The organism is Paraburkholderia gardini, from assembly GCF_907164575.1.
Classification (GTDB): Bacteria; Pseudomonadota; Gammaproteobacteria; order Burkholderiales; family Burkholderiaceae; genus Paraburkholderia; species Paraburkholderia gardini.
Window position 1 is genome coordinate 39,825 of the sequence record NZ_CAJQYY010000024.1, and the last position, 19,836, is coordinate 59,660.

Consider the following 19,836-nt stretch of genomic DNA (forward strand, 5'->3'; position numbering starts at 1 on the left):
ATGTCCGACGTGCTCAACCCGAAAGCTGGCGGCTGCGGCTCCGGCAACTGCGCCTGCAAATCACAGTCACGCGATCCGTTCGATGACACCGACTACGGCACGCCGCTGCGTCACGCCGACGTCAGTGTGACGCTCGAAATCGACGGCGAATCCGTCACGGTGCCTGCCGGCACCTCGGTGATGCGCGCCGCGGCCGAGGCCGGCGTGAACGTGCCGAAGCTCTGCGCCACCGATTCGCTCGAACCGTTCGGCTCGTGCCGTCTGTGTCTCGTCGAGATCGAAGGCCGCCGCGGCTATCCCGCGTCGTGCACGACGCCGGTCGAAGCCGGCATGAAAGTACGCACGCAAACCGACCGTCTGCAATCGCTGCGCCGCAACGTGATGGAGCTGTACATCTCCGATCACCCGCTCGACTGCCTGACCTGTCCCGCGAACGGCGACTGCGAACTGCAGGACATGGCGGGCGTCACGGGCCTGCGCGAAGTGCGCTACGGCTTCGATGGCGAGAACCATCTGAAGGACGTGAAAGACGAGTCGAATCCGTACTTCACGTACGACCCGTCGAAGTGCATCGTCTGTAACCGCTGCGTGCGCGCGTGCGAGGAAACGCAAGGCACGTTCGCGCTGACGATCACCGGGCGCGGCTTCGAATCGCGCGTCGCCGCGAGCGAGAACGTGCCGTTCATGGAATCGGAATGCGTGTCGTGCGGCGCGTGCGTCGCCGCATGTCCGACCGCGACGCTGCAGGAAAAGACCATCGTGATGCTCGGCCAGCCCGAGCACTCGGTGATCACGACGTGCGCGTATTGCGGCGTCGGCTGCTCGTTCAAGGCCGAGATGAAGGGCAGCCAGGTCGTGCGCATGGTGCCGTACAAGAACGGCGGCGCGAACGAAGGCCATGCGTGCGTGAAGGGCCGCTTCGCGTGGGGCTACGCGACGCACAAGGACCGCATCACGAAGCCGATGATCCGCGCGAAAATCACCGATCCGTGGCGCGAAGTCAGCTGGGAAGAAGCGATCAGCTATGCCGCGTCGGAATTCCGTCGCATCCAGGCGAAGCACGGCCGCGATTCGATCGGCGGCATCACGTCGTCGCGCTGCACGAACGAGGAAACCTATCTCGTGCAGAAACTCGTGCGCGCCGCGTTCGGCAACAACAACGTCGACACCTGCGCACGCGTATGTCACTCGCCGACGGGCTACGGCCTGAAGACGACGATCGGCGAATCGGCCGGCACGCAGACATTCGCATCGGTCGACAAGGCCGACGTGATCGTCGTGATGGGCGCGAATCCGACCGACGGGCATCCGGTGTTCGGCTCGCGTCTGAAGCGGCGCGTGCGTGAAGGCGCGAAGCTGATCGTCATCGATCCGCGCGTGATCGATATCGTCGATACACCGCATGTGAAGGCCGTGTATCACCTGCAACTGCGTCCGGGCACGAACGTCGCGATCATCAATGCGCTCTCGCACGTGATCGTCACCGAAGGCCTGCTCGCGGACCAGTTCATCGCCGAGCGTTGCGAAGACCGCGCGTTCCAGCAATGGCGCGACTTCGTCGCACTGCCGGAAAACGCACCGGAAGCAACCGCCGAGGTCACCGGCGTGCCGGCGGAAACGGTTCGCGCCGCGGCCCGCATCTACGCGACGGGCGGCAACGCCGCGATCTATTACGGCCTGGGCGTCACGGAACACGCACAGGGTTCCACGGCCGTGATGGGTATCGCGAACCTCGCGATGGCAACGGGCAACATCGGCCGCGAAGGCGTCGGCGTGAACCCGCTGCGCGGCCAGAACAACGTGCAGGGCTCGTGCGACATGGGCTCGTTCCCGCACGAACTGCCGGGCTATCGCCACATCAGCGATACGACGACGCGCACGCTCTTCGAAGAGGCATGGAACTGCACGCTTCAACCGGAGCCGGGCCTGCGCATTCCGAACATGTTCGATGCGGCCACGCACGGCACGTTCATGGGCCTGTACTGCCAGGGCGAGGACATCGTCCAGTCGGACCCGAACACGCACCATGTAGCGGCCGCGCTGTCGGCGATGGAATGCATCGTCGTGCAGGACATCTTCCTGAATGAAACCGCGAAGTACGCGCACGTGCTGCTGCCAGGCTCGACGTTCCTCGAGAAGGACGGCACGTTCACGAACGCGGAACGTCGCATCTCGCGCGTTCGCAAGGTGATGCCGCCGCTCGGGCGCTACGCCGACTGGGAAGTGACACTGCTGCTTTCGCGCGCGCTCGGCTACGAAATGGACTACACGCATCCGTCCGAAATCATGGACGAGATCGCGAGGCTCACGCCGACGTTCCATGGCGTCTCGTACAAGAAGATCGACGAGATGGGCAGCGTCCAGTGGCCGTGTAACGAAGAAGCCCCGGACGGCACGCCGACCATGCACGTCGATACGTTCGTCCGTGGCAAGGGCAAGTTCGTGATCACGAAGTTCATCGCCTCGCCGGAAAAGGTCACGCGCAAATATCCGCTGCTGCTGACGACGGGCCGCATCCTGTCGCAGTACAACGTCGGCGCGCAGACGCGCCGTACGGAGAATTCGCGCTGGCACGAAGAGGACCGGCTCGAACTGCATCCGCACGACGCCGAGGAGCGCGGCATCAAGACGGGCGACTGGGTGGGCATCGAGTCGCGCTCCGGACAGACCGTGCTGCGCGCGAAGGTGACGGAGCGCATGCAGCCGGGCGTCGTGTACACGACGTTCCACTTCCCCGAATCGGGTGCGAACGTGATCACCACGGACAGTTCCGACTGGGCGACGAACTGCCCGGAGTACAAGGTGACGGCGGTGCAGGTGATGCCGGTCGAACAGCCGTCCGAGTGGCAGCAGCAGTATTCGCGCTTCAACGCCGAGCAGCTCGAACTGGCCAACGTCACGTCGGGTAAATGAGGGCAAACCATGGATGACAACAACCTGATCGACATGGCGAACCGGATCGGCGATTTCTTCGATTCACTGCCGGATCACGAGGAAGCCGTGACCAGCATCGCCGATCACATCCGGCGTTTCTGGGAGCCGCGGATGCGTCGCGCGATTCTGGCGACGCTCGACACACCCGGCGCCACCGAAATCGTGATGTCGGATATCGTCAGGGAATCGCTTGTGAAGCATCGCGACGACCTGACACCGGTCGCTGCCTGAATCTCGCAGTAGCAGCACAGGGCGCCGGACGCGTGATGCGTCCGGCGTTTTTTTATCCGCTGGTTTTCAGCTGTCGTGGTTCGGTCGCCGCGGGTCAGCCGATATCGCGCTCAGCCCGCGTGCTTTTCGTGAACCACGTTTCGCAGTGACGCAACAGGCCGTTCAGATCCGACGCGGGCCGGCCGCGCGCCGCGATGTAGCCGTCCGGGCGCACCAGATAGAACGCGGGCCGCGTGCGGCCATAGGAATCGGTCAGCGTCGGGCCGCCCTCGCCCTGCACGTCGGTCAGACGCCAGATGCGCATCGCACCCGGCATGAGCAGCGCCACTTCCTCGACAAAGCGTTTCAGGTCCGCATCGCGCGCCGCATCGCGGGCGGTGACCGGATCGTGCGTGGCTTCTTCCTGCTTGTCCGGCGCGACCAGCAGCAGCAGCGAGAAATAAGCCGGATCGTGCAGATCGAACAGGCAGCCCACGCCCGGCGCGCGTCCCAACGGGCCGTCCAGCACGTGTACGTACGCATCGGGCGCGCGTTCACCCGCGCGCGGACCGCCGTCGAGCACACGCTCCAGCGTGAGCGGACTGCGCCGGTACTGGATCGACAGTTCGCTGACGGAACGGCGCGCGGCGTCGCGCAGCGGCCCGAGCGTGGACAGCACCGGCATCACGCGTTCGCGCAGCATCTTGAGCGGGCCATGATCGGCTTCGGCGAGATGCGTGACGAAACTCGTCTGCCGCAGCACGTCGCGTTCGATCGGATGACGTTCGATGTGATACGTGTCGAGCAGCCGGTCAGGCGCCTCGCCGGACAGCACACACGCGAGCTTCCAGCCGAGGTTGAACGCCTCCTGGATGCCGGTGTTCATGCCCTGCGCGCCGGCCGGGCTGTGCACGTGCGCGGCATCGCCGGCCAGAAACACACGCCCGGCGCGCAACTGGCCGACCATGCGGCTGTTCAGATGAAAATACGACGACCAGTTCAGCGACTTCAGCGTCACAGGATGCCGTACGCGTCGCCCGATCATCGCCCTGCATTCATCGAGCGAAGGCGGTGTGGACGGAATTTCCGACGGCGGCGGCGCCTCGCCGTTCATGCTCATGGCTTCGAACGGTTGAAGCGGATGATCGGCGATCAGCCGGTAGCGCTCCTCGCCCATCGGAAACATGCCGGCGAGCCCCTCGCCCGAGGCGAAGATGTGGAATTCGTCGTCGGGCCAGTCGACGTCGGCCTCGACGTCCGCGAGCAGGAACGTCTGCTGGAATGTCTTGCCCGAAAAGCTCACACCGAGCCGGTGACGCACGCCGCTATGCGCGCCGTCGGCGGCAATCAGATACGAGGGATGCAACGTCTCGACGTGACCGTCGGCGCGTCGCAGCGTGGCGTTCAGTCCGGCCGAACCCTGTGCGAACCCGGTCATCTCGACGCCGCGCTCGATCGTGACGCCCAGCGTTTCCAGATGTCCGGCAAGAAGCCGCTCGGTGATGGACTGATCGATGAAGAGCAGATACGGATAACGCGTCTGCAACGGATCGAAATCGAGCCGCGCGCGACGCTGCCCGTTCGAGTAGAGATTGGCGGCACGCGCCCGGTGTCCGAGTTCGAGAAACGGTTCGACGATGCGATGCTGTTCGAGCAGTTCGAGCGTGCGCGCCTGGATGCCGATCGCGCGCGAATAAGGTGCGGGCTGCGACGCGCGGTCGATGAGACGTACTGGTATGCGCGCCCGGGCGAGGCTCATCGCGGCAGCAAGCCCGGTCGGACCCGCGCCGACGATGAGGACCGGCGGCGCGTCGAGAGGAACAGCGGCCATGCAGGGCTCCAGACACTGACACGGTGTCTAGTGTACGCCGCCGTATTTCCGTCCGGCGACGCACTGCGTCAATTGCGTGTCAATGGCTGGCCGCGTGGCGATCGAGCGCGCAGTGATGATCGGTCGTGCCGAGATCGACCTGGAGCGTTGCGTGATGCATCTCGAAGCGCTCGCGCAACGTCCTTACGATGCTGTCGATAAACTCGTCGCCCGGATGACCGTCGGGCATGACGACGTGCGCACTCAGCGCATTGCCGGTTGTCGACAGTGCCCACACGTGCAGGTCGTGCACGCCGGTGACGCCCGGCTGCGCGCCAAGGTAGTCGCGGATGCGCTGCAGGTCGACGCCTGGCGGTACCGCGTCGAGCGCGAGGCACATCGAATCGCGCGCGAGCCCCCACGTGCCGTACACGATCACCGCGACCACGACGATACTCATCAGCGGATCGAGCCACGTCCAGTTCGTGAAAAGAATCACCAGACCGCTCACGGCGACTGCCGCGGAAATCAGCGCATCCGCGGCCATGTGCAGAAACGCGCCGCGAATGTTGAGATCCTTCTCCTGGCCACGCATGAAGAGCCACGCCGAAAAGCCGTTGCCGACCATGCCAAACGTCGCGACGACGAACACGTCGAGACCGGCGACCGGCGCTGGATGGAACAGTCGCCCGATCGCCTCGGCGACGATCACGCCGCACGCAAAAAGAAGCAAACCGGCGTTCGCCAGCGAAGCGAGAATCGACGAACTGCCAAGACCGAACGTGTAGCGCGCGGACGGACGGCGCGTCGTCAGCCAGATGGCGCCCCATGCGAGCAGCAGGCCGAGCACGTCGGAAAGATTGTGGCCGGCGTCGGCGAGCAGCGCGGTCGAATTGGCGAGCACGCCATAGACGCCCTGGATCACGACAATCGCAACGTTCAACCCGACAGCGAGTGCGAACGAGCGGCCCTGCCCCGCTACGGGTGCGTGGGGATGGTGATGTCCGCCATGACTGTGACCGTGACCGTGGCTGTGCCCGGCGTGGTCGTGCCCGGCGTGATCGTCATGCTGGTGGGCGGCGTCTTCGGCATGCCCGTGATCCGCGTGACCGTGCGTAGCAGGTGAATGACCCGCGTGATCGCAACCCGTGCCATGCCGGTGCGCGGACGCAGACACGGGCACAGACGCGCGACGGTACTTCATATGCGAAGGGGACACGCGCGCGGTTTCGTCGCCATGGGCGCCGGAATCCTCGACCGATGACGGCGCGTGTTCGTCTTCCCGCTCTTCGGCCGGCTGGTTCCGGTTCGTCGTATTCATGATTCTTGATCCATGGAAAATTCCGCAACCGGCTCGGCCACGTGTTCGAGCATGCCCGCGAGCATCGCGCTGATATGCAGGTCGGCCGCCAGATAGAACACCTGCTTGCCCTGCCGTTCCGCGCGCACGATGCGCGCCGCGCGCAGCAGGCGCAGGTGATGGCTCACCAGCGAAGGCGACAGGCCCAGCAGTCCGGCAATCGCACCCACGGCGCGCCGGCCTTCCGCGCAGGCCAGCACGATGCGCAAACGCGTCGGATCGCCAAGCAGCCGGAACAGATCGGCGAGCTGGACGACGCGGTCATCCTGAGTCGAAGGAGTCATTGTCGATGTACATATGAACATTTGTTCATATGTTATGCGTTGCTGCCCGCCGCGTCAATCCGGGTGCGCGGCGCCGAGTGTGGGAAAATGCGGCGTCTGTCTCACCGAACTGCCTTCCCACCGTCATGCAACCTGTATTTGACCGCGCCTGGGCGGCGCATCGTGACGGTCGACTCGACGACGCCGAGCGCGATTACCTCGCGACCCTCGCCGCCGACCCCGTCCACGTCGACGCCCTGCATCTGCTCGGCGTCCTGCGCCATCAGCAGGGCCAGCACGCTGCCGCCGCCGATCTCGTGAAGCGCGCGGCCGACCTGCGCCCGGACGACGCCGCGCTGCAACTGAATCTCGGCAACGCGCTGAAGGCGCTCGGCCGTCTCGATGGCGCGATCGAGCGGTTTCGCAACGCGCTCTCGCTCGCGCCGACGCTCCCGATGGCGCACTACAACCTCGGCAACGCGTACGCGGCGACCGGCCGTCATGAAGATGCCGCCGATGCCTTCCGCAGGTCGCTGCAACTGCAACCGGCGGATGCGTCGTCGCATAACAATCTGGGCAACGCGCTGCACGCGCTCGGTCAGCATCGCGAGGCCGTGGCCGCATTCGAGCGTGCGCTGACGCTGCGCCCGGGCCACGCAGGCGCGCACAACAATCTCGGCATGGCGCTCAACGCACTCGACCAGCCGGACGACGCAATCACGCAGTTCCAGGCCGCGCTCGCCGCGGAGCCGCGCTTTGTCGCGGCAAAATTCAATCTGGCGAACACGCTCGACGCACTCGGCCGGCACGCAGAAGCCGTCGCCGCGTTCGAAGCAACGCTTGCGATGCAGCCGCATCTCGCGCCCGCGCTGTTCGGGCTCGGCAATGCACTGGCCGCGCTCGGGCAGCACGCGCAGGCCGCGCAGCATTTCGAGCGCGCGGTCGGTCTCGATCCGGCGTTCAGCCTCGCGTGGCTCGGACTCGGCACGGCGCGTCACGCGCTCGGCGCGCTCGACGCAGCGGTGCGCGCGTTCAATCAGGCACTGCGTCTGCGCGACGATCTGGCGTCGGCGCATATGAACCGCGCGCTGGTCTGGCTCACGCAGGGCGACTTCGCGCGCGGTCTGCCGGAATACGAGTGGCGGCTCGAAACCACCGCGCTGCCGGTCAGTTTGCCGATGCCGCGCTGGCGCGGCGAGCCGATTGCAGGCAAGACGCTTTTCATCCACGCGGAACAGGGTTTCGGCGACACGCTGCAGTTCGTGCGCTTCGTGCCGCTTGTCGCGCGTCGCGATGTACGTGTCGTGCTCGAAGTGCAGCCGCAGTTGCTGCCGGTTCTCGCTCCCGCCGCGCAGGAATGGCGCATCACGCTGATCGCACAGGGCGCGCCGCGCCCGCACGCCGATCTGCAGTGTCCGCTCCTGAGCCTGCCGCTCGCGCTCGGCACGACGTTCGATACGATCCCCGCGCGCACGCCGTATCTCAGCGTGCCGCCGGCGTACCGGCGCAAGTGGCGCGGTTCGCTCGGCGGTCACGCGAAACGCAAGATCGGTCTTGCATGGTCCGGCCGCATCCAGCAGCACGAAAACCGCACGATGCCGCTCGCCGCGCTCGAGCCGCTCTTCGCGCTCGAAGGCATCGACTGGATCGTGCTGCAGCCCGACCTGCGCGCGGAAGAGCGCGCCGCGCTCGAAGCGCATCCGCGCGCCGCCTCGATCCATCACTTCGGGCAGCGCATCGCCGACTTCGCGGACACCGCCGCGATCGTCGAACGGCTCGATGCGGTCGTCTCGATCGATACGTCGATTGCCCACCTTGCCGGCGCGCTGCGCAAGCCGCTCTGGCTGATGCTGCCGTTCGCCGCCGACTGGCGCTGGTTCACCCGCGAGACGCGCAGCCCGTGGTATCCGGGCGTCGAACTCGTGCGTCAGCCGGAACCGGGCGCGTGGGACGACGTCGTGCAAACCGTCGCGCTCGCTTTACGCGACGCATAAGACAAAACCCCCACGTTCACGACGAACATGGGGGTTTCCGGATCGACCACTGCTACGTCACACGACACCCATCATACGATCCGTGCAATGCGTGGAATGCTTGCGGCGCGCACGCCGTTACGCTGTGCGGTACTGGTTGCGCGCCTCAGGCGTGCGATACAGCACGAGCGTCGAGATCAGGCCGACGATCGCGGCCACACCCATCCACAGACCCGGCGCGGCCTTGTTGCCCGTCGTGTGAATCAGCAGCGTCGAGATGGCCGGCGTGAAGCCGCCGATCGTCGTCGCGAGGCTGTAGGCAAGCGAGAAACCCGCGGTACGCACCTCGACCGGCATCACCTCGGTCAGACCGACGACCATCGCGCCGTTGTAGCAGCCGTACAGGAACGAGAGCCACAGTTCGACCATCAGCAGACGCACGAACGACGGATCGCTGACGAGCCACTGCACAGCCGGATACGACGTGAGAATCGTCAGGATCGTGAACGTGAGCAGCACCGGGCGACGGCCGATACGATCCGACAGCGCACCCGAGAGCGGCAGCCAGATCAGGTTCGACACACCGACGCACACCGTCACCATCAGCACGTCGATCGACGACAGCTTCAGCACTTCCCTGCCGAACGTCGGCGTGTACGCGGTGATCATGTAGAACGACACCGTCGTCATGATCACCATGCCCATGCCGGCCAGCACGACGCCCCAGTTCTGCACCATCGACTTCATGATCTCGCCCATCGACGGACGATGCTTGCGCGCCTTGAACTCTTCCGTTTCCTGCAGCGAACGGCGGATGAAGAAAAGGAACGGCACGATCAGGCAGCCGATGAGGAACGGTACACGCCAGCCCCAGGCGGTCATCTGGTCGGCCGGCAGGATCCGGTTCAGCACCACGCCGATCAGCGCGGCGAACACCACCGCCACCTGCTGGCTGCCCGACTGCCATGAGCAATAGAAGCCCTTGTTACCCTTCGTCGCGATTTCCGACAGATACACCGAGACGCCGCCCAGTTCGACGCCTGCGGAGAAACCCTGCAGCAGCCGCCCGAGCAGCACGAGCACCGGCGCCAGCACACCGATCGTCGCGTACCCGGGAATCGCCGCTACCGTGAGCGTGCCGAGCGCCATCAGGCCGAGCGTGAGGATCAGCCCCTTGCGGCGGCCGTGATGGTCGATGTACGCGCCGAGCACGATCGCGCCGAGCGGACGCATCAGGAAGCCCGCGCCGAACACCGACAGCGACAGCATCAGCGAGGCGAATTCGTTGCCGCCCGGAAAGTAGGTCTTGGCAATCGCCGAAGCGTAATAGCCGTAGACCATGAAGTCATACATCTCAAGAAAGTTGCCGCTGACCACGCGGAATACTGTCTTGACCTTCGACTCGCTTGACGGCGATGCGTGGGACGCAGTAGACATGACATTCTCTGATTGGCCCCTCACCGTGCTGGCGACGACGAAGGGCAGTTGAAACGACCGCGGCGTCAGCGGGAGACGCGCGCGGCAACATCGGGATGAGCATCAGGATGATGCATCAGAATTCATACAGAATGCTTACTAAAATCGCCTCGCGGCGGGCGGTACACTATGCGATTACCGCCCCTGTTTGCGCGCTTTCCGCCATGTCCGAACTCATCCTGCGTCCCGCCACCGTCGAAGATGCCGCGCTCATTGCATCGATCCACGCCGCCAGCTGGCAGGCCACCTATCGCGGCCTGCTGCCCGACGCGTTTCTCGACAACGACGTCGTGCAGGATCGCGCCGCGCACTGGCGGGCCCGGCTTGCGGCGCCGGGTGCCGAAAGGCGGCTCGTCGTGGTCGCCGAACGTGCGGGCGAGGCGATGGGCTTCGTGTGCGTCGAACGGCAGACCGATTCGCAATGGGGTGTGCTGCTCGACAACCTGCATGCGTTGCCCGCGCACCAGGGTATCGGCGTCGGCAAGCGGTTGATGCGCGCCGCGTGCGACTGGACGCGCACGCAGGGCGAGCGCCAGCTCTATCTCTATGTACTCGAGGGCAACGCGCCCGCGATCGCGTTCTATGAACGTCAGGGCTGGCGGGCAGCGGGCGCGGAGCCGGACTTCATGGGCGGCGTCGACATCACGGCACTGCGCTACATCTATCGTCTCGACGCAGATGCCGCGTAGACGACATGCTTCCGTTCGATGCAATGCAACGCGGAGAACCCGATATAACGCCAGGCACTTTCAGATGTTTCTGATCGTTGGCGCCTGGGTGCCAAGGCATCATCGGCCGCTTCCAGCTATGGCTTTTACCGAGACGGCCCGCGTCGGGGTCGGCCACTGCATGTCGCGGTGCATCGGCGTCGCGTCATACGTCGAACGGCCAACCTCAGCTACGCGGCATCGCGAGAAGAACGATGTCGACAATTCCCCTCACCTTGATCGAAGGCGCAATGGCGCTGCCCAGAACGCATCCGCTCGAACGCCTGCCTCGTTCGTTCGGTCGCGAATGGGCGCTGCTGCCGCCCAATGTCAGCTTTCGTGCCGAACTCAAGGCGCTGTATGCAGCGATGCTGCACACGTTCTGTCTGAGCGCCGACGCGATACGCTCGGCATGCCGGTGGGAACCGCTCAAGGCGAAGCGCACCGGTCCGGTGACTGCTTCGCATGTCGCCGGGCCATCGGGTTCGCCCGCGGCCCCGGCGCGCGCCGCGCATATCGATTTGCGGATACCGCCGGTTGCACCGCCCACCTCCACTCGCAAACGGATGGCTCTGGGTGGCGCGTGCGCCGTGAGCGGCGCGGCCATACTCGCGTGGATCGCGCTGTCGTCTTCTCATTCGCCACCGGATGCAGGCGGCCGCGATGCTGACAATGTCGCCAGGGCCGACGCTCCTGCATCACCTCGTGTGCCGTCGGCGCAAGGTGCATTGCGCAATGAAGACGCCAGGCTGCCGGCTGGTTCCCGGGCGCCAGGTCGCGGACAGACCGCGGAAACGGTAATGAAAAGCGCATCGGCGGCAACGACTACAGCCGTCGCTGCATCAGCCGGTCGCGACTCAACAAGGCGCTCCACGCGCAAGCGCTCCACCCAAATCGCCCACGCGAACGTGAAGTCATCGCGCAAGTCCGCGCGCGATGCAACAGGCACGACGTACGCGAAATCGCTGAAGGCGGATCAACGCCGGGCCGCGCAACTCGCCGGAGTGAGCCGTCGTTCTGCCGCCTCGAATGTAGCCACGGCCACCACAGGTCAACGCATCGGGACAGCGCGTCGTCCCGATGCTGCGCTATCCGCCGCGGGGCGTTTCTCGCCCCATGCGGCGTCCACGGCGTCCACTGACGACTACGCGTCCATCAAGACCTGGGCCGCCACGCTGACAGGCAGCCCCGCGACATCGCGCACACCTGTCCGCACGAACAACGCCTCCGGCGACTGGATGAACGGCATGACGCAACGTCGCGTGACCGAGGTGCCTGACAGCTTCTCGCCATAACCGACAGCACCCCAAAAAACAGCCCGACACACATAAGCCGCTCCCCGAAAGCTGGACAACCGTCCAACCTCTTTGGGGGGAATGACGAATACACCGTGAAGTTTCGCCAGCAATTGGCCACGGAATATCTGACGGGGGATTACCGGGTCGACCGCCTACTTCCGCGGTTCGGCCATTTTCCTCTCCGCGACCGTCCGCTGTCAGGTCGACATTAGCAGCAGTCATTCATGTCAAGTCGCCCATGCGATGCGGGAAAACGAGCCTGACCAGACTGCGCTTCGCGTCCTGGTCTTCTTGCATACGGAGCAAGTGCTTCCCTCCCACAAGCGGCTCTTGTGTAGTCCTCGCCGAGCCTGTGACGAAGCGCCACCGGGTCCGCTCAGCGGTCGTCATTCGATACGGCTGGAGATACCGTTATGAACGTGAACGGGAAAGCTCTCTTTATCAGCATCTTGCTGCTGGCTGGATTGTTCTGCTCCGCGTCGCCTGCGTTTTCTCAGTCATCTTCCCCGACGTCCGAGACAGCAAAACAAACCGAAGCGCTGGTCGACAAAGCTGCGGCGTTGATTGACAGTAAAGGCAAGGAGGCGTTTTCCGGCTTCAGAGCGAAAGGCAGCGAGTGGTTCCACGGGGACACCTATCTGTTCGTTTACGATCTGAAGGCAAATGTCTTGTTGAATCCGGCCTTCCCGGCCCGTGAGGGGACCAATGTCAACGGTCAGAAAGATACCAACGGCAAGCTGTTTCACGACGCCATGATTCAGACGGCTGAAACGAAGGGATCGGGCTGGGTCGATTACATGTTCCTGAGACCCGGGCAGACCCAGCCGTCGCATAAATGGACCTATGTGAAGGCAGTAAAGATCAACGCAGTTCCAGGCCTGGTGGGTTCGGGTTTCTATTCGGAGTAGATTCTGGCTAGCCTCAGTCGATCACCGCACGGCTGCGTAAGAATCCGTTGTGGCGAGTGGTCACGTGTCGCAGTTGCGGGATCGTCGATGACGTAGCGTAGCGCGGCGAGTGAGGCTCCAGAGTGGTTTACGTCGGTACGTGAACAAAGGCGGCGTCCTCATGACACGATTTCTCATCAGTTTCATTCTGGTTCTGGCGTTGGGACCGTCCTTGCTGCCATCGGCGGCGGTTGCGCAGACGCCACTTGTCATCACGAAGCTGGCCGAAAAGAAGGTCGCCGAGTTGCCGCCCGGACAACTTTTCTGGCGAATAGAGCGCTTTACAACGCGCGGGCAGGCGCAAGCCGTCGCAGGCACCTGGGGACTGGTTGCCGAATCGGCGGGCAAGGTCTGGCTTTTCACGCTCGGCCCGGCGGGTGGGTCGTCAGTGGGCGGCACGAAGGTGGCCGAGGTAGGCCCCATCCCTCGAGTTATTGCGCCGCAGTATCTCCTCAGAATCAATGCGGCTAGTGGGACGCCTGGCAGCACAACTCCCGTGCATACTCATCCGGGCTCGGAGACCTTCTTCGTGCTGGCCGGGGCGCAAAGCGTTCGTACTCCAGACGGCGTGATGGTCGTTAAGGCTGGCCAGGTCGAGCCGGGCCACGGTGCTGGTGTCCCGATGCAAGTCTCGGCCAGTGGCTCGGCGGATCTGCACGCCCTGGTGATGTTTGTGCTCGACGGCACCAAACCGTTTTCATCTCCCGCAAATTTCCCGTGAACAGCGGTTTAACCGCCTCATTGCGTGGACATCCTCTTGTGGGTTTCGCTTCGCCGATACCTGTCATTTCGCACGTTGAGCGACCGCTTTCGGCCTTCGAATCCGATACCTTGTAATTCCGCTTCGGTCCGGTTACGGTCTACGGTCTCGTGAGCGCTAGTGTTGCAGTTCACACAATCGGTCTGTTTCGTTCCGGACGGGCACTGACGTCGCGCTATCGTGCGCCTGGCAAGCCTGCTTCCGTCTGACGCTGCAACTGCTGCACCTGCCGCTGCAGTTCACGCAGCTGCGCCTGCGCGCGGTCCTTCCCGGCGCGCAACGCGACCGCCTCGCCCTGCACCTCGCGTTGGTGTTCGTTGACCTGCGCCTGCTGCGTCCGCGCGACATCGAGGTCGGCCTGCAAGCGCTTTGCCCGGTCTTCCGACAATGCGATCACACGATCGAGAAACGCCTTTTGCGCCTGCAATCCGGTTCGATGGATTTCGATGTCGGCAAGCTCTGCTGTCTGCTTCACGAAGCCGGCGTAAATCGCTTCGGCACGCACATCGTCCTGCGACTTGATCACGCGCCAGAAATGACGGTCCTGAAACAGCGCGACGTAATACGTCATTTCCTGCGGATAAAAGAAGAGACTCGCGCCGTAGCTGCCGTTGTATGTGGTGCGCAATTCCACGAGCTTCGAATCGTGAATCATCTGCATCAGTTCGGCGACGTCACCCTGCGCATCGCCCGCGGCACTCGCGCCCGACGCGCCCTGCTGGGGCGGTGCGCTCAACTGCGGCGTCAGCGTGTTCATCGCGGGTCGCGTGCCGACGACAGGCGCCGAGGAGTCGCTCTCCTGCGCCTGCACCGCCACACCATGCAGCGACGCGCCCACCACCGCGAGCAGCATCGCGCGCCGCAAACATAAGGAGTACTTCATCGTGCATGCTCCGTGCAAATGCTGAATAGCCGACGATTATCGCGCGGTTTGACGGCGAAGCGAAGCGTTCTGAGCAACCCCGTGCAGACTTTAAATCGAGATAGATGAGCGCCCCGGCGATCGCATCAATCAGCGACGTCGAAGATCAATCGCGGCTCAACGAAGTGGACCCGCGCGAAAAGCGATGGAAATCCCAGGGGAAGGACAAAAGAAGACACAAAAAAACCGGCATGCGCCGGCTTTCCTGTCGATGTCGAAAACGGCGAGGCTAGAACCGGGTCTCGCGCGCGACGCGCAAAAACGTATCGAGCAACGGCGTGCAGTCGAGCAGTTCCGGACCGCCCGCACGGTGAAATTCCGGGTGCCACTGCACGCCCATCACGAACGGCGCGCGACGATACCGCACGGCTTCGATGATGCCGTCGGCCGCCGAGACCGCCTCGATGTTCAGGTCGCGACCGAGCGTCTTCACGGCCTGGTGGTGAATCGAGTTGACGATCGCTTCGCGCCGCCCCGGAAACATGTTCGCGAGCGTCGAACCATCCGGGAAATGCACAGCGTGACGATGCTGGTCGTACTGCTCGCTGACATGCACGCCGGCGGTCGGCACATCGGTGGCGATATCCTGGTAGAGTGAGCCGCCGAACGCCACGTTGATCAACTGGCAGCCGCGACAGACGCCGAGCACCGGCTTGCCCGACTCGACGAACTCATGCAGCAGTTCCAGTTCGTACATGTCGCGAACGCGGTCGCCGGGCCACTCCGGCCGCGTCGCGGCTTCCTCGTAAGACTGCGGCGAGACGTCCGCGCCACCTTGCAGCAGCAGGCCGTCGAGGTGCTTCGCGTAGTCGCGCAGACGGATGTTGCTCGGATGCAGCATGCCCTGATGGCCGACCGTCGGAATCATGAACACGATGACGTCGCGCGACATCACCCAGTGCGCGATCGACTCTTCGAGGTATTGCAGCGTCTTGCCGCGCAGGCCTCTCGCGCCCGGTTCCGGATGAAAGATCCGCGCCGACACGCCGATACGCAGTGTGCGTTGCGTGATGCGCTGGCCGGCGCGATCGAACAGCTGCCGGGCGCGCGCGGCGATGATCCGTCCGAATACCGTCCACGCCGAATCGTTGTGCTTCAGATAACGCGGCGCCGAAGGCGGCAGCGAACTGGCCGGCGGCGGATTGAACGTGGCGAAGTCCGGCTGCGACGTGAAGCCCGGTGGCGGCGTACCCGGTGCGGGTGCTGCGCCCGCGGCGGTTCCGGTAGCTCCGGCGGTTCCGGTCGTTTCGGTCGCTCCGGTCGTTTCGGCGGAGGCTGGCGACGCACCGGCCGTGGCGCCAGCAGACGACGCCGGCGTACCCGTTCGCGATGTGCGGTCGCGATCGTGAACCGCGGCTTCCTGCTTCGCAGTCGCCTGGACGGCGGCCGCGCGTGCTTCGGCGGCGTCGAGTTGCTGCCGGGTCTTCGGTGTCGCGGCGGGCGTCACGGTCGACGCGCTCCGCGGATCGTCCGTCGATGCGCGGGCCGCGGCCTCGGGCGCGGCCGCTGGCGCCGTCGACGACCCCGCCGGCGCGGACTGCGCGTCGGGCGACGATGTGCCGGGCAAATCAGTGGAGGAAGGTGTAGCGCCGGGTGTACCCGCGGAAGCGGCTGCGGGTGTTCCAGGATTGGTTGGCTTGTTTTCGCTCATGACTGTGGGACAGGCGCGCCGTGTACGCGAACGAATGGGACACCGTCCGATTATCCGCCAGCCCGCCATCAGCGGCAAACCAGCAAACATTTGCTCACATTGTTGCGGCTTTTTTGCGAAAAACCGACGGTCAGGGATCCGGCTGCTCGTCGAAGGTGTCGCGCAGCGCGATCTGCATCGCCGCGTGAATCTTCACGCACCATCGCCACAACAGGGCCGCCAGCAGCGCGGCGCAGACCAGCACGGCGATGAGCAGACCTGTCGGCGGCAGGATCGCGCCCGAGAGCGCCGCGACCAGCAGGAACACGCCGATCATCGAGACAACCGGCACGAGGCCCGAGATCGCATAGCGGATGGCGTACGTGAAGCGTCCCGCCTTCCCGGGCTGCACGCTGATCTCGGCGAGCAGCAACGCGAGCGATTTCGTCTTGCGATACACGGCGACGAGAAACGGCATTGATACCAGCAGCGCCGCGCTCCATAGCACGACGCGCTGATTCGGCTCCGAGGCGATCCAGCGCCCGATCCAGCGGCTGCCATACGACGAACCGTAAGACACCGCCAGAAAGATCGCCGCGACGAGCGCGAGGTTCACGGCGATCTGCACGACAATGCGCCGCGTGATGCTGAACAGGGTCGGCTCGCCCGTTGCCGGCCCCAGGCTGCCGAGCCATTGTGCGTACATGCCGAACAGGCTGGCAAGCGTCGGCGGCATGGCGTGAGCAAGACGGCGGGTCAACGGATCGGCCGCGCGGATCAGGTATGGCGTGAACAGCGTGGTGAGCGCCGACACGGCCACCGCGACCGGATAGAGAAACGCGCTCGTCACCTTCAGCGTCAGCCCGAGCGACGCGATGATGAACGAGAACTCGCCGATCTGCGAAACGGTCATGCCGACGCGCATCGCCGTGCGGCCATCCTTACCCGCAAGAAAGGTTCCGAGCCCGCACGACACGATCTTGCCGACGATCACGGCCACCGTGATCACCGCGATCGGCCACGCGTAATCCACCAGCACGGCGGGATTGAGCATCAGCCCGATCGTCACGAAGAAGATCGCCGAGAACGCATCGCGCAACGGCGCGATCAGATGCTCGATACGATGCAGATGACGCGACTCGGCCATGATCGCGCCGATCAGGAACGCGCCGAGCGCGATGCTGTAGTCGAGCTTCACGACGAGCAGACAGAAGCCGAAGCAAAAGCCCAGCACCGACACGAGCAGCATCTCGTCGCTTTGGGCGCGCGCGACGTAGTTGAGCGCGCGCGGCACAATCAGAATACCGGCCACGAGCGAAACCGTCATGAAGAGCAGCAGCTTGCCGAGTGTCACGAACGCGACGCCCGTGTTGAGTTCGCCCGTCTGCGCGATGCCGGAGAGCAGCACAAGCATGGCGATCGCCAGGATATCTTCAACGATCAGAATGCCGAACACGAGTTGCGCGAAGCTTTCGCGCTTCAGGTTCAGTTCGGAGAGCGCCTTGACGATGATCGTCGTCGACGAAACGGCGAGGATCGCGCCGAGAAAGAGCGAGTCCATCTGGCTCCAGCCGAACGCGCTGCCGATCTCGTAGCCGAGCCACAGCATCAGCACGATCTCGGATAACGCCGCGACGATCGCCGTCGCGCCGACGCGAAACAGCTTGCGCAGGCTGAACTCGAGACCGAGCGAAAACATCAGGAAGACGACGCCGAGCTCGCCGAGCGTCTGGATGGTCTGCTCGTCGTGGATCAGCTGGAACGGCGGCGTGTACGGTCCGATGATCACGCCCGCTGCGATATACCCCAGCACCACCGGCTGTTTCAGGCGATGAAACAACACCGTGACGACGCCTGCGATCGCCATCACCACCGCCAGATCCTGAATGAAGCCGATGCCGTGATGCATACGCCCAGATCCTTACAAATGGTAAAGAAAGCATGGTAACCCAGCTGGACGAGAAGTCCCCTGCGCGCCGATCTACAATGCGAACGATATCGCCTGACGTGCGCCGCGCGGTGTTCCGGCGCCGGCCGGCACACCGGACCCGGCAAAACCGCACATTGCATCTTCCGCATCATCGACTGGACACGGACCGCCATGGCTACCGAATTCACGCCCTTCCCGCCGCTTGCCCAGCTTGCCGCCGATCTGGCCGCCGGCCGCACGACGAGCCGCCAGCTGGTTGAGACCGCACTCGAACGGATTGCCGATCCCGCCGGCCAGGGCGCGGTCGCCTTCATGCACGTCGATGCGGACAGCGCGCGTGCCGCCGCCGACGCCCACGATCGCCTGCGCGCCGCCGGCACCGTGCTCTCGCCGCTCGCGGGCATTCCGGTTTCGGTGAAGGATCTGTTCGATATCGAAGGCCAGGTGACGCGCGCCGGTTCCCGGGCGCTTGCCGGCGCCGCGCCCGCCACCGCCGATGCACTCGTCGTCGCGCGGCTCAAGCGCGCGGGCGCCGTGATCGTCGGGCGCACCAATATGAGCGAGTTCGCGTTCTCCGGGCTCGGGCTCAATCCGCACTACGGCCATCCGCTGTCGCCCTGGCGGCGCGACGTGAAAGGCGACGAACGGATTTCAGGCGGCTCGTCGTCGGGCGCGGGCGTATCGGTCGCGGACGGCATGGCGGCGGTCGCGCTCGGCACCGACACCGGCGGCTCGATCCGCATTCCGGCCGCGCTGTGCGGCCTGACCGGCTTCAAGCCGACCGCTGCGCGCATCCCGAGACAAGGGGGCGTGCCCCTTTCGACGACGCTCGATTCGTTCGGCCCGATCGGCGTAACGGTGGCGTGCTGCGCGCTCGTCGACCGGATGCTGGCGGGGCTCGAGCCGCGCATTCCGGCCGCGCGGCCGCTCGAAGGCGTGCGGCTCGGCGTGCTCAATCATTATGTGACAGACGGCGTGGAACCGGCCGTCGCCGAAGCCATCGATGCCGCCCTCAAGCATCTCGAAGCCGCCGGCGCGATCGTAAGCGAAGTGCGCTTTGCGCCGCTCGACCGGCTGCCCGCGATCAACCGCTTCGGCTTTTCATCGATTGAAGCGTACGCATGGCACCGTCCGCTGCTGGAAAAGCACCGCGAGGAATACGACCCGCGCGTCCGGGTGCGCATCCTGAAAGGTCAGCCCGCGAGTGCCGCCGATTACCTCGACCTCGTCGCCGAACGCCACGCGATGCTCGATGCCGCGCGGGCGCTCTGGCAGCGCTTCGACGCGATCGTCGCACCGACCGTGCCGGTCGTGCCGCCGCGCCTCGCCGAGCTCATCCACGACGACGACGCGTTCGGCCGTACGAACGCCTTGATCCTGCGCAATCCGAGCGCATTCAACTTTCTCGACGCCTGCGCGCTGTCGCTACCCTGCCACGCGCGGGGAAGCGCGCCGGTCGGCCTGATGCTGGCCGGCGAGCCTTATGGCGACGACGCACTGCTCGGGGTTGGCCGGGCCGTCGAAGCCGTCCTGAACACTATCCGTTAGACCAGCCGCGATACGGGCAGCGTTCGCGCTAGAATCGCGGTCACACTCACGCTACTTCGGCCCCTATT

Annotated in this window: 15 protein-coding genes; 8 read left to right on the forward strand and 7 right to left on the reverse strand. The window is 64.9% G+C overall.

Going from position 1 to position 19,836, the window contains the following annotated elements; all coding sequences use genetic code 11:
• The gene (gene fdhF / locus LPA34_RS19435) at positions 1-2,913 is read left to right on the forward strand and encodes a formate dehydrogenase subunit alpha (protein ID WP_228981238.1); all 2,913 of its coding nucleotides are present in this window, start codon (positions 1-3) and stop codon (positions 2,911-2,913) included.
• 9 nt (positions 2,914-2,922) lie between these two features.
• A complete protein-coding gene (locus tag LPA34_RS19440) occupies positions 2,923-3,165 on the forward strand; it encodes a formate dehydrogenase subunit delta (protein ID WP_228981240.1) in 243 nt (80 codons plus the stop codon).
• Positions 3,166-3,259: 94 nt separating this feature from the next.
• Here the strand turns inward: LPA34_RS19440 and LPA34_RS19445 are convergent, their stop codons facing one another.
• The 3 genes from LPA34_RS19445 to LPA34_RS19455 form a co-directional block, all read right to left on the reverse strand.
• Entirely contained in the window at positions 3,260-4,975 is a 1,716-nt protein-coding gene (locus LPA34_RS19445; protein ID WP_228981242.1) for an FAD-dependent monooxygenase, read from the reverse strand.
• Positions 4,976-5,054: 79 nt separating this feature from the next.
• The gene (locus LPA34_RS19450; protein WP_411179011.1) at positions 5,055-6,158 is read right to left on the reverse strand and encodes a cation diffusion facilitator family transporter; all 1,104 of its coding nucleotides are present in this window, start codon (positions 6,156-6,158) and stop codon (positions 5,055-5,057) included.
• Positions 6,159-6,271: 113 nt separating this feature from the next.
• On the reverse strand, positions 6,272-6,598 hold the full coding sequence (locus LPA34_RS19455; RefSeq protein ID WP_228981245.1) for an ArsR/SmtB family transcription factor: 327 nt from the start codon (positions 6,596-6,598) through the stop codon (positions 6,272-6,274).
• 125 nt (positions 6,599-6,723) lie between these two features.
• Here LPA34_RS19455 and LPA34_RS19460 point away from each other — a divergent pair, with 125 nt between their 5' ends.
• Positions 6,724-8,571 carry a tetratricopeptide repeat protein gene (locus LPA34_RS19460; RefSeq protein WP_228981247.1) on the forward strand — a complete coding sequence of 616 codons (1,848 nt, stop codon included), beginning with the start codon at positions 6,724-6,726 and terminating at the stop codon, positions 8,569-8,571.
• Between the two features lie 117 nt (positions 8,572-8,688).
• On the opposite strand, the gene tcuC is transcribed toward LPA34_RS19460, so the two are convergent.
• Positions 8,689-9,987 (reverse strand): MFS transporter, encoded by a 1,299-nt coding sequence (gene tcuC, locus LPA34_RS19465; RefSeq protein ID WP_228981248.1) that lies wholly within the window; start codon positions 9,985-9,987, stop codon positions 8,689-8,691.
• Between the two features lie 203 nt (positions 9,988-10,190).
• On the opposite strand from tcuC, the gene LPA34_RS19470 reads away from it, so the two are divergent.
• The 4 genes from LPA34_RS19470 to LPA34_RS19485 all read left to right on the forward strand — a co-directional run bounded on the left by LPA34_RS19470 (position 10,191) and on the right by LPA34_RS19485 (position 13,699).
• Entirely contained in the window at positions 10,191-10,715 is a 525-nt protein-coding gene (locus LPA34_RS19470) for a GNAT family N-acetyltransferase (protein WP_228981249.1), read from the forward strand.
• 233 nt (positions 10,716-10,948) lie between these two features.
• Positions 10,949-12,028, forward strand: a complete 1,080-nt coding sequence (locus LPA34_RS19475) for a hypothetical protein (protein WP_228981250.1) — start codon at positions 10,949-10,951, stop codon at positions 12,026-12,028.
• Positions 12,029-12,444: 416 nt separating this feature from the next.
• The gene (locus LPA34_RS19480) at positions 12,445-12,939 is read left to right on the forward strand and encodes a cache domain-containing protein (RefSeq protein WP_228981252.1); all 495 of its coding nucleotides are present in this window, start codon (positions 12,445-12,447) and stop codon (positions 12,937-12,939) included.
• 160 nt (positions 12,940-13,099) lie between these two features.
• Complete coding sequence (locus LPA34_RS19485; protein ID WP_228981254.1) at positions 13,100-13,699, forward strand: cupin domain-containing protein; 600 nt, start codon at positions 13,100-13,102, stop codon at positions 13,697-13,699.
• A gap of 214 nt (positions 13,700-13,913) precedes the next feature.
• On the opposite strand, the gene LPA34_RS19490 is transcribed toward LPA34_RS19485, so the two are convergent.
• From LPA34_RS19490 to LPA34_RS19500, 3 genes are all read right to left on the reverse strand, one after another.
• On the reverse strand, positions 13,914-14,621 hold the full coding sequence (locus tag LPA34_RS19490; RefSeq protein WP_228981257.1) for a DUF2968 domain-containing protein: 708 nt from the start codon (positions 14,619-14,621) through the stop codon (positions 13,914-13,916).
• Between the two features lie 268 nt (positions 14,622-14,889).
• Positions 14,890-16,311: a gamma-glutamyl-gamma-aminobutyrate hydrolase family protein gene (locus tag LPA34_RS19495; RefSeq protein ID WP_228981258.1), complete on the reverse strand. Its 1,422-nt coding sequence runs from the start codon at positions 16,309-16,311 to the stop codon at positions 14,890-14,892.
• A gap of 130 nt (positions 16,312-16,441) precedes the next feature.
• Positions 16,442-18,199, reverse strand: a complete 1,758-nt coding sequence (locus LPA34_RS19500; protein WP_228981259.1) for a cation:proton antiporter — start codon at positions 18,197-18,199, stop codon at positions 16,442-16,444.
• 192 nt (positions 18,200-18,391) lie between these two features.
• Between LPA34_RS19500 and LPA34_RS19505 the strand changes: the two genes are divergently transcribed.
• Positions 18,392-19,768, forward strand: a complete 1,377-nt coding sequence (locus LPA34_RS19505; RefSeq protein WP_228981260.1) for an amidase — start codon at positions 18,392-18,394, stop codon at positions 19,766-19,768.
• The last annotated feature ends 68 nt before the right edge of the window (positions 19,769-19,836 follow it).

Coding starts and splice junctions, on each gene's coding strand:
- LPA34_RS19475 (WP_228981250.1), top strand. CDS start 10,949: ATGTCGACAATTCCCCTCACCTTGATCGAAGGCGCAATGGCGCTGCCC.
- LPA34_RS19485 (WP_228981254.1), top strand. CDS start 13,100: ATGACACGATTTCTCATCAGTTTCATTCTGGTTCTGGCGTTGGGACCG.
- tcuC (WP_228981248.1), bottom strand. CDS start 9,987: ATGTCTACTGCGTCCCACGCATCGCCGTCAAGCGAGTCGAAGGTCAAG.
- LPA34_RS19480 (WP_228981252.1), top strand. CDS start 12,445: ATGAACGTGAACGGGAAAGCTCTCTTTATCAGCATCTTGCTGCTGGCT.
- LPA34_RS19495 (WP_228981258.1), bottom strand. CDS start 16,311: ATGAGCGAAAACAAGCCAACCAATCCTGGAACACCCGCAGCCGCTTCC.
- LPA34_RS19490 (WP_228981257.1), bottom strand. CDS start 14,621: ATGAAGTACTCCTTATGTTTGCGGCGCGCGATGCTGCTCGCGGTGGTG.
- fdhF (WP_228981238.1), top strand. CDS start 1: ATGTCCGACGTGCTCAACCCGAAAGCTGGCGGCTGCGGCTCCGGCAAC.
- LPA34_RS19505 (WP_228981260.1), top strand. CDS start 18,392: ATGGCTACCGAATTCACGCCCTTCCCGCCGCTTGCCCAGCTTGCCGCC.
- LPA34_RS19445 (WP_228981242.1), bottom strand. CDS start 4,975: ATGGCCGCTGTTCCTCTCGACGCGCCGCCGGTCCTCATCGTCGGCGCG.
- LPA34_RS19455 (WP_228981245.1), bottom strand. CDS start 6,598: ATGACTCCTTCGACTCAGGATGACCGCGTCGTCCAGCTCGCCGATCTG.
- LPA34_RS19460 (WP_228981247.1), top strand. CDS start 6,724: ATGCAACCTGTATTTGACCGCGCCTGGGCGGCGCATCGTGACGGTCGA.
- LPA34_RS19500 (WP_228981259.1), bottom strand. CDS start 18,199: ATGCATCACGGCATCGGCTTCATTCAGGATCTGGCGGTGGTGATGGCG.
- LPA34_RS19450 (WP_411179011.1), bottom strand. CDS start 6,158: ATGAAGTACCGTCGCGCGTCTGTGCCCGTGTCTGCGTCCGCGCACCGG.
- LPA34_RS19440 (WP_228981240.1), top strand. CDS start 2,923: ATGGATGACAACAACCTGATCGACATGGCGAACCGGATCGGCGATTTC.
- LPA34_RS19470 (WP_228981249.1), top strand. CDS start 10,191: ATGTCCGAACTCATCCTGCGTCCCGCCACCGTCGAAGATGCCGCGCTC.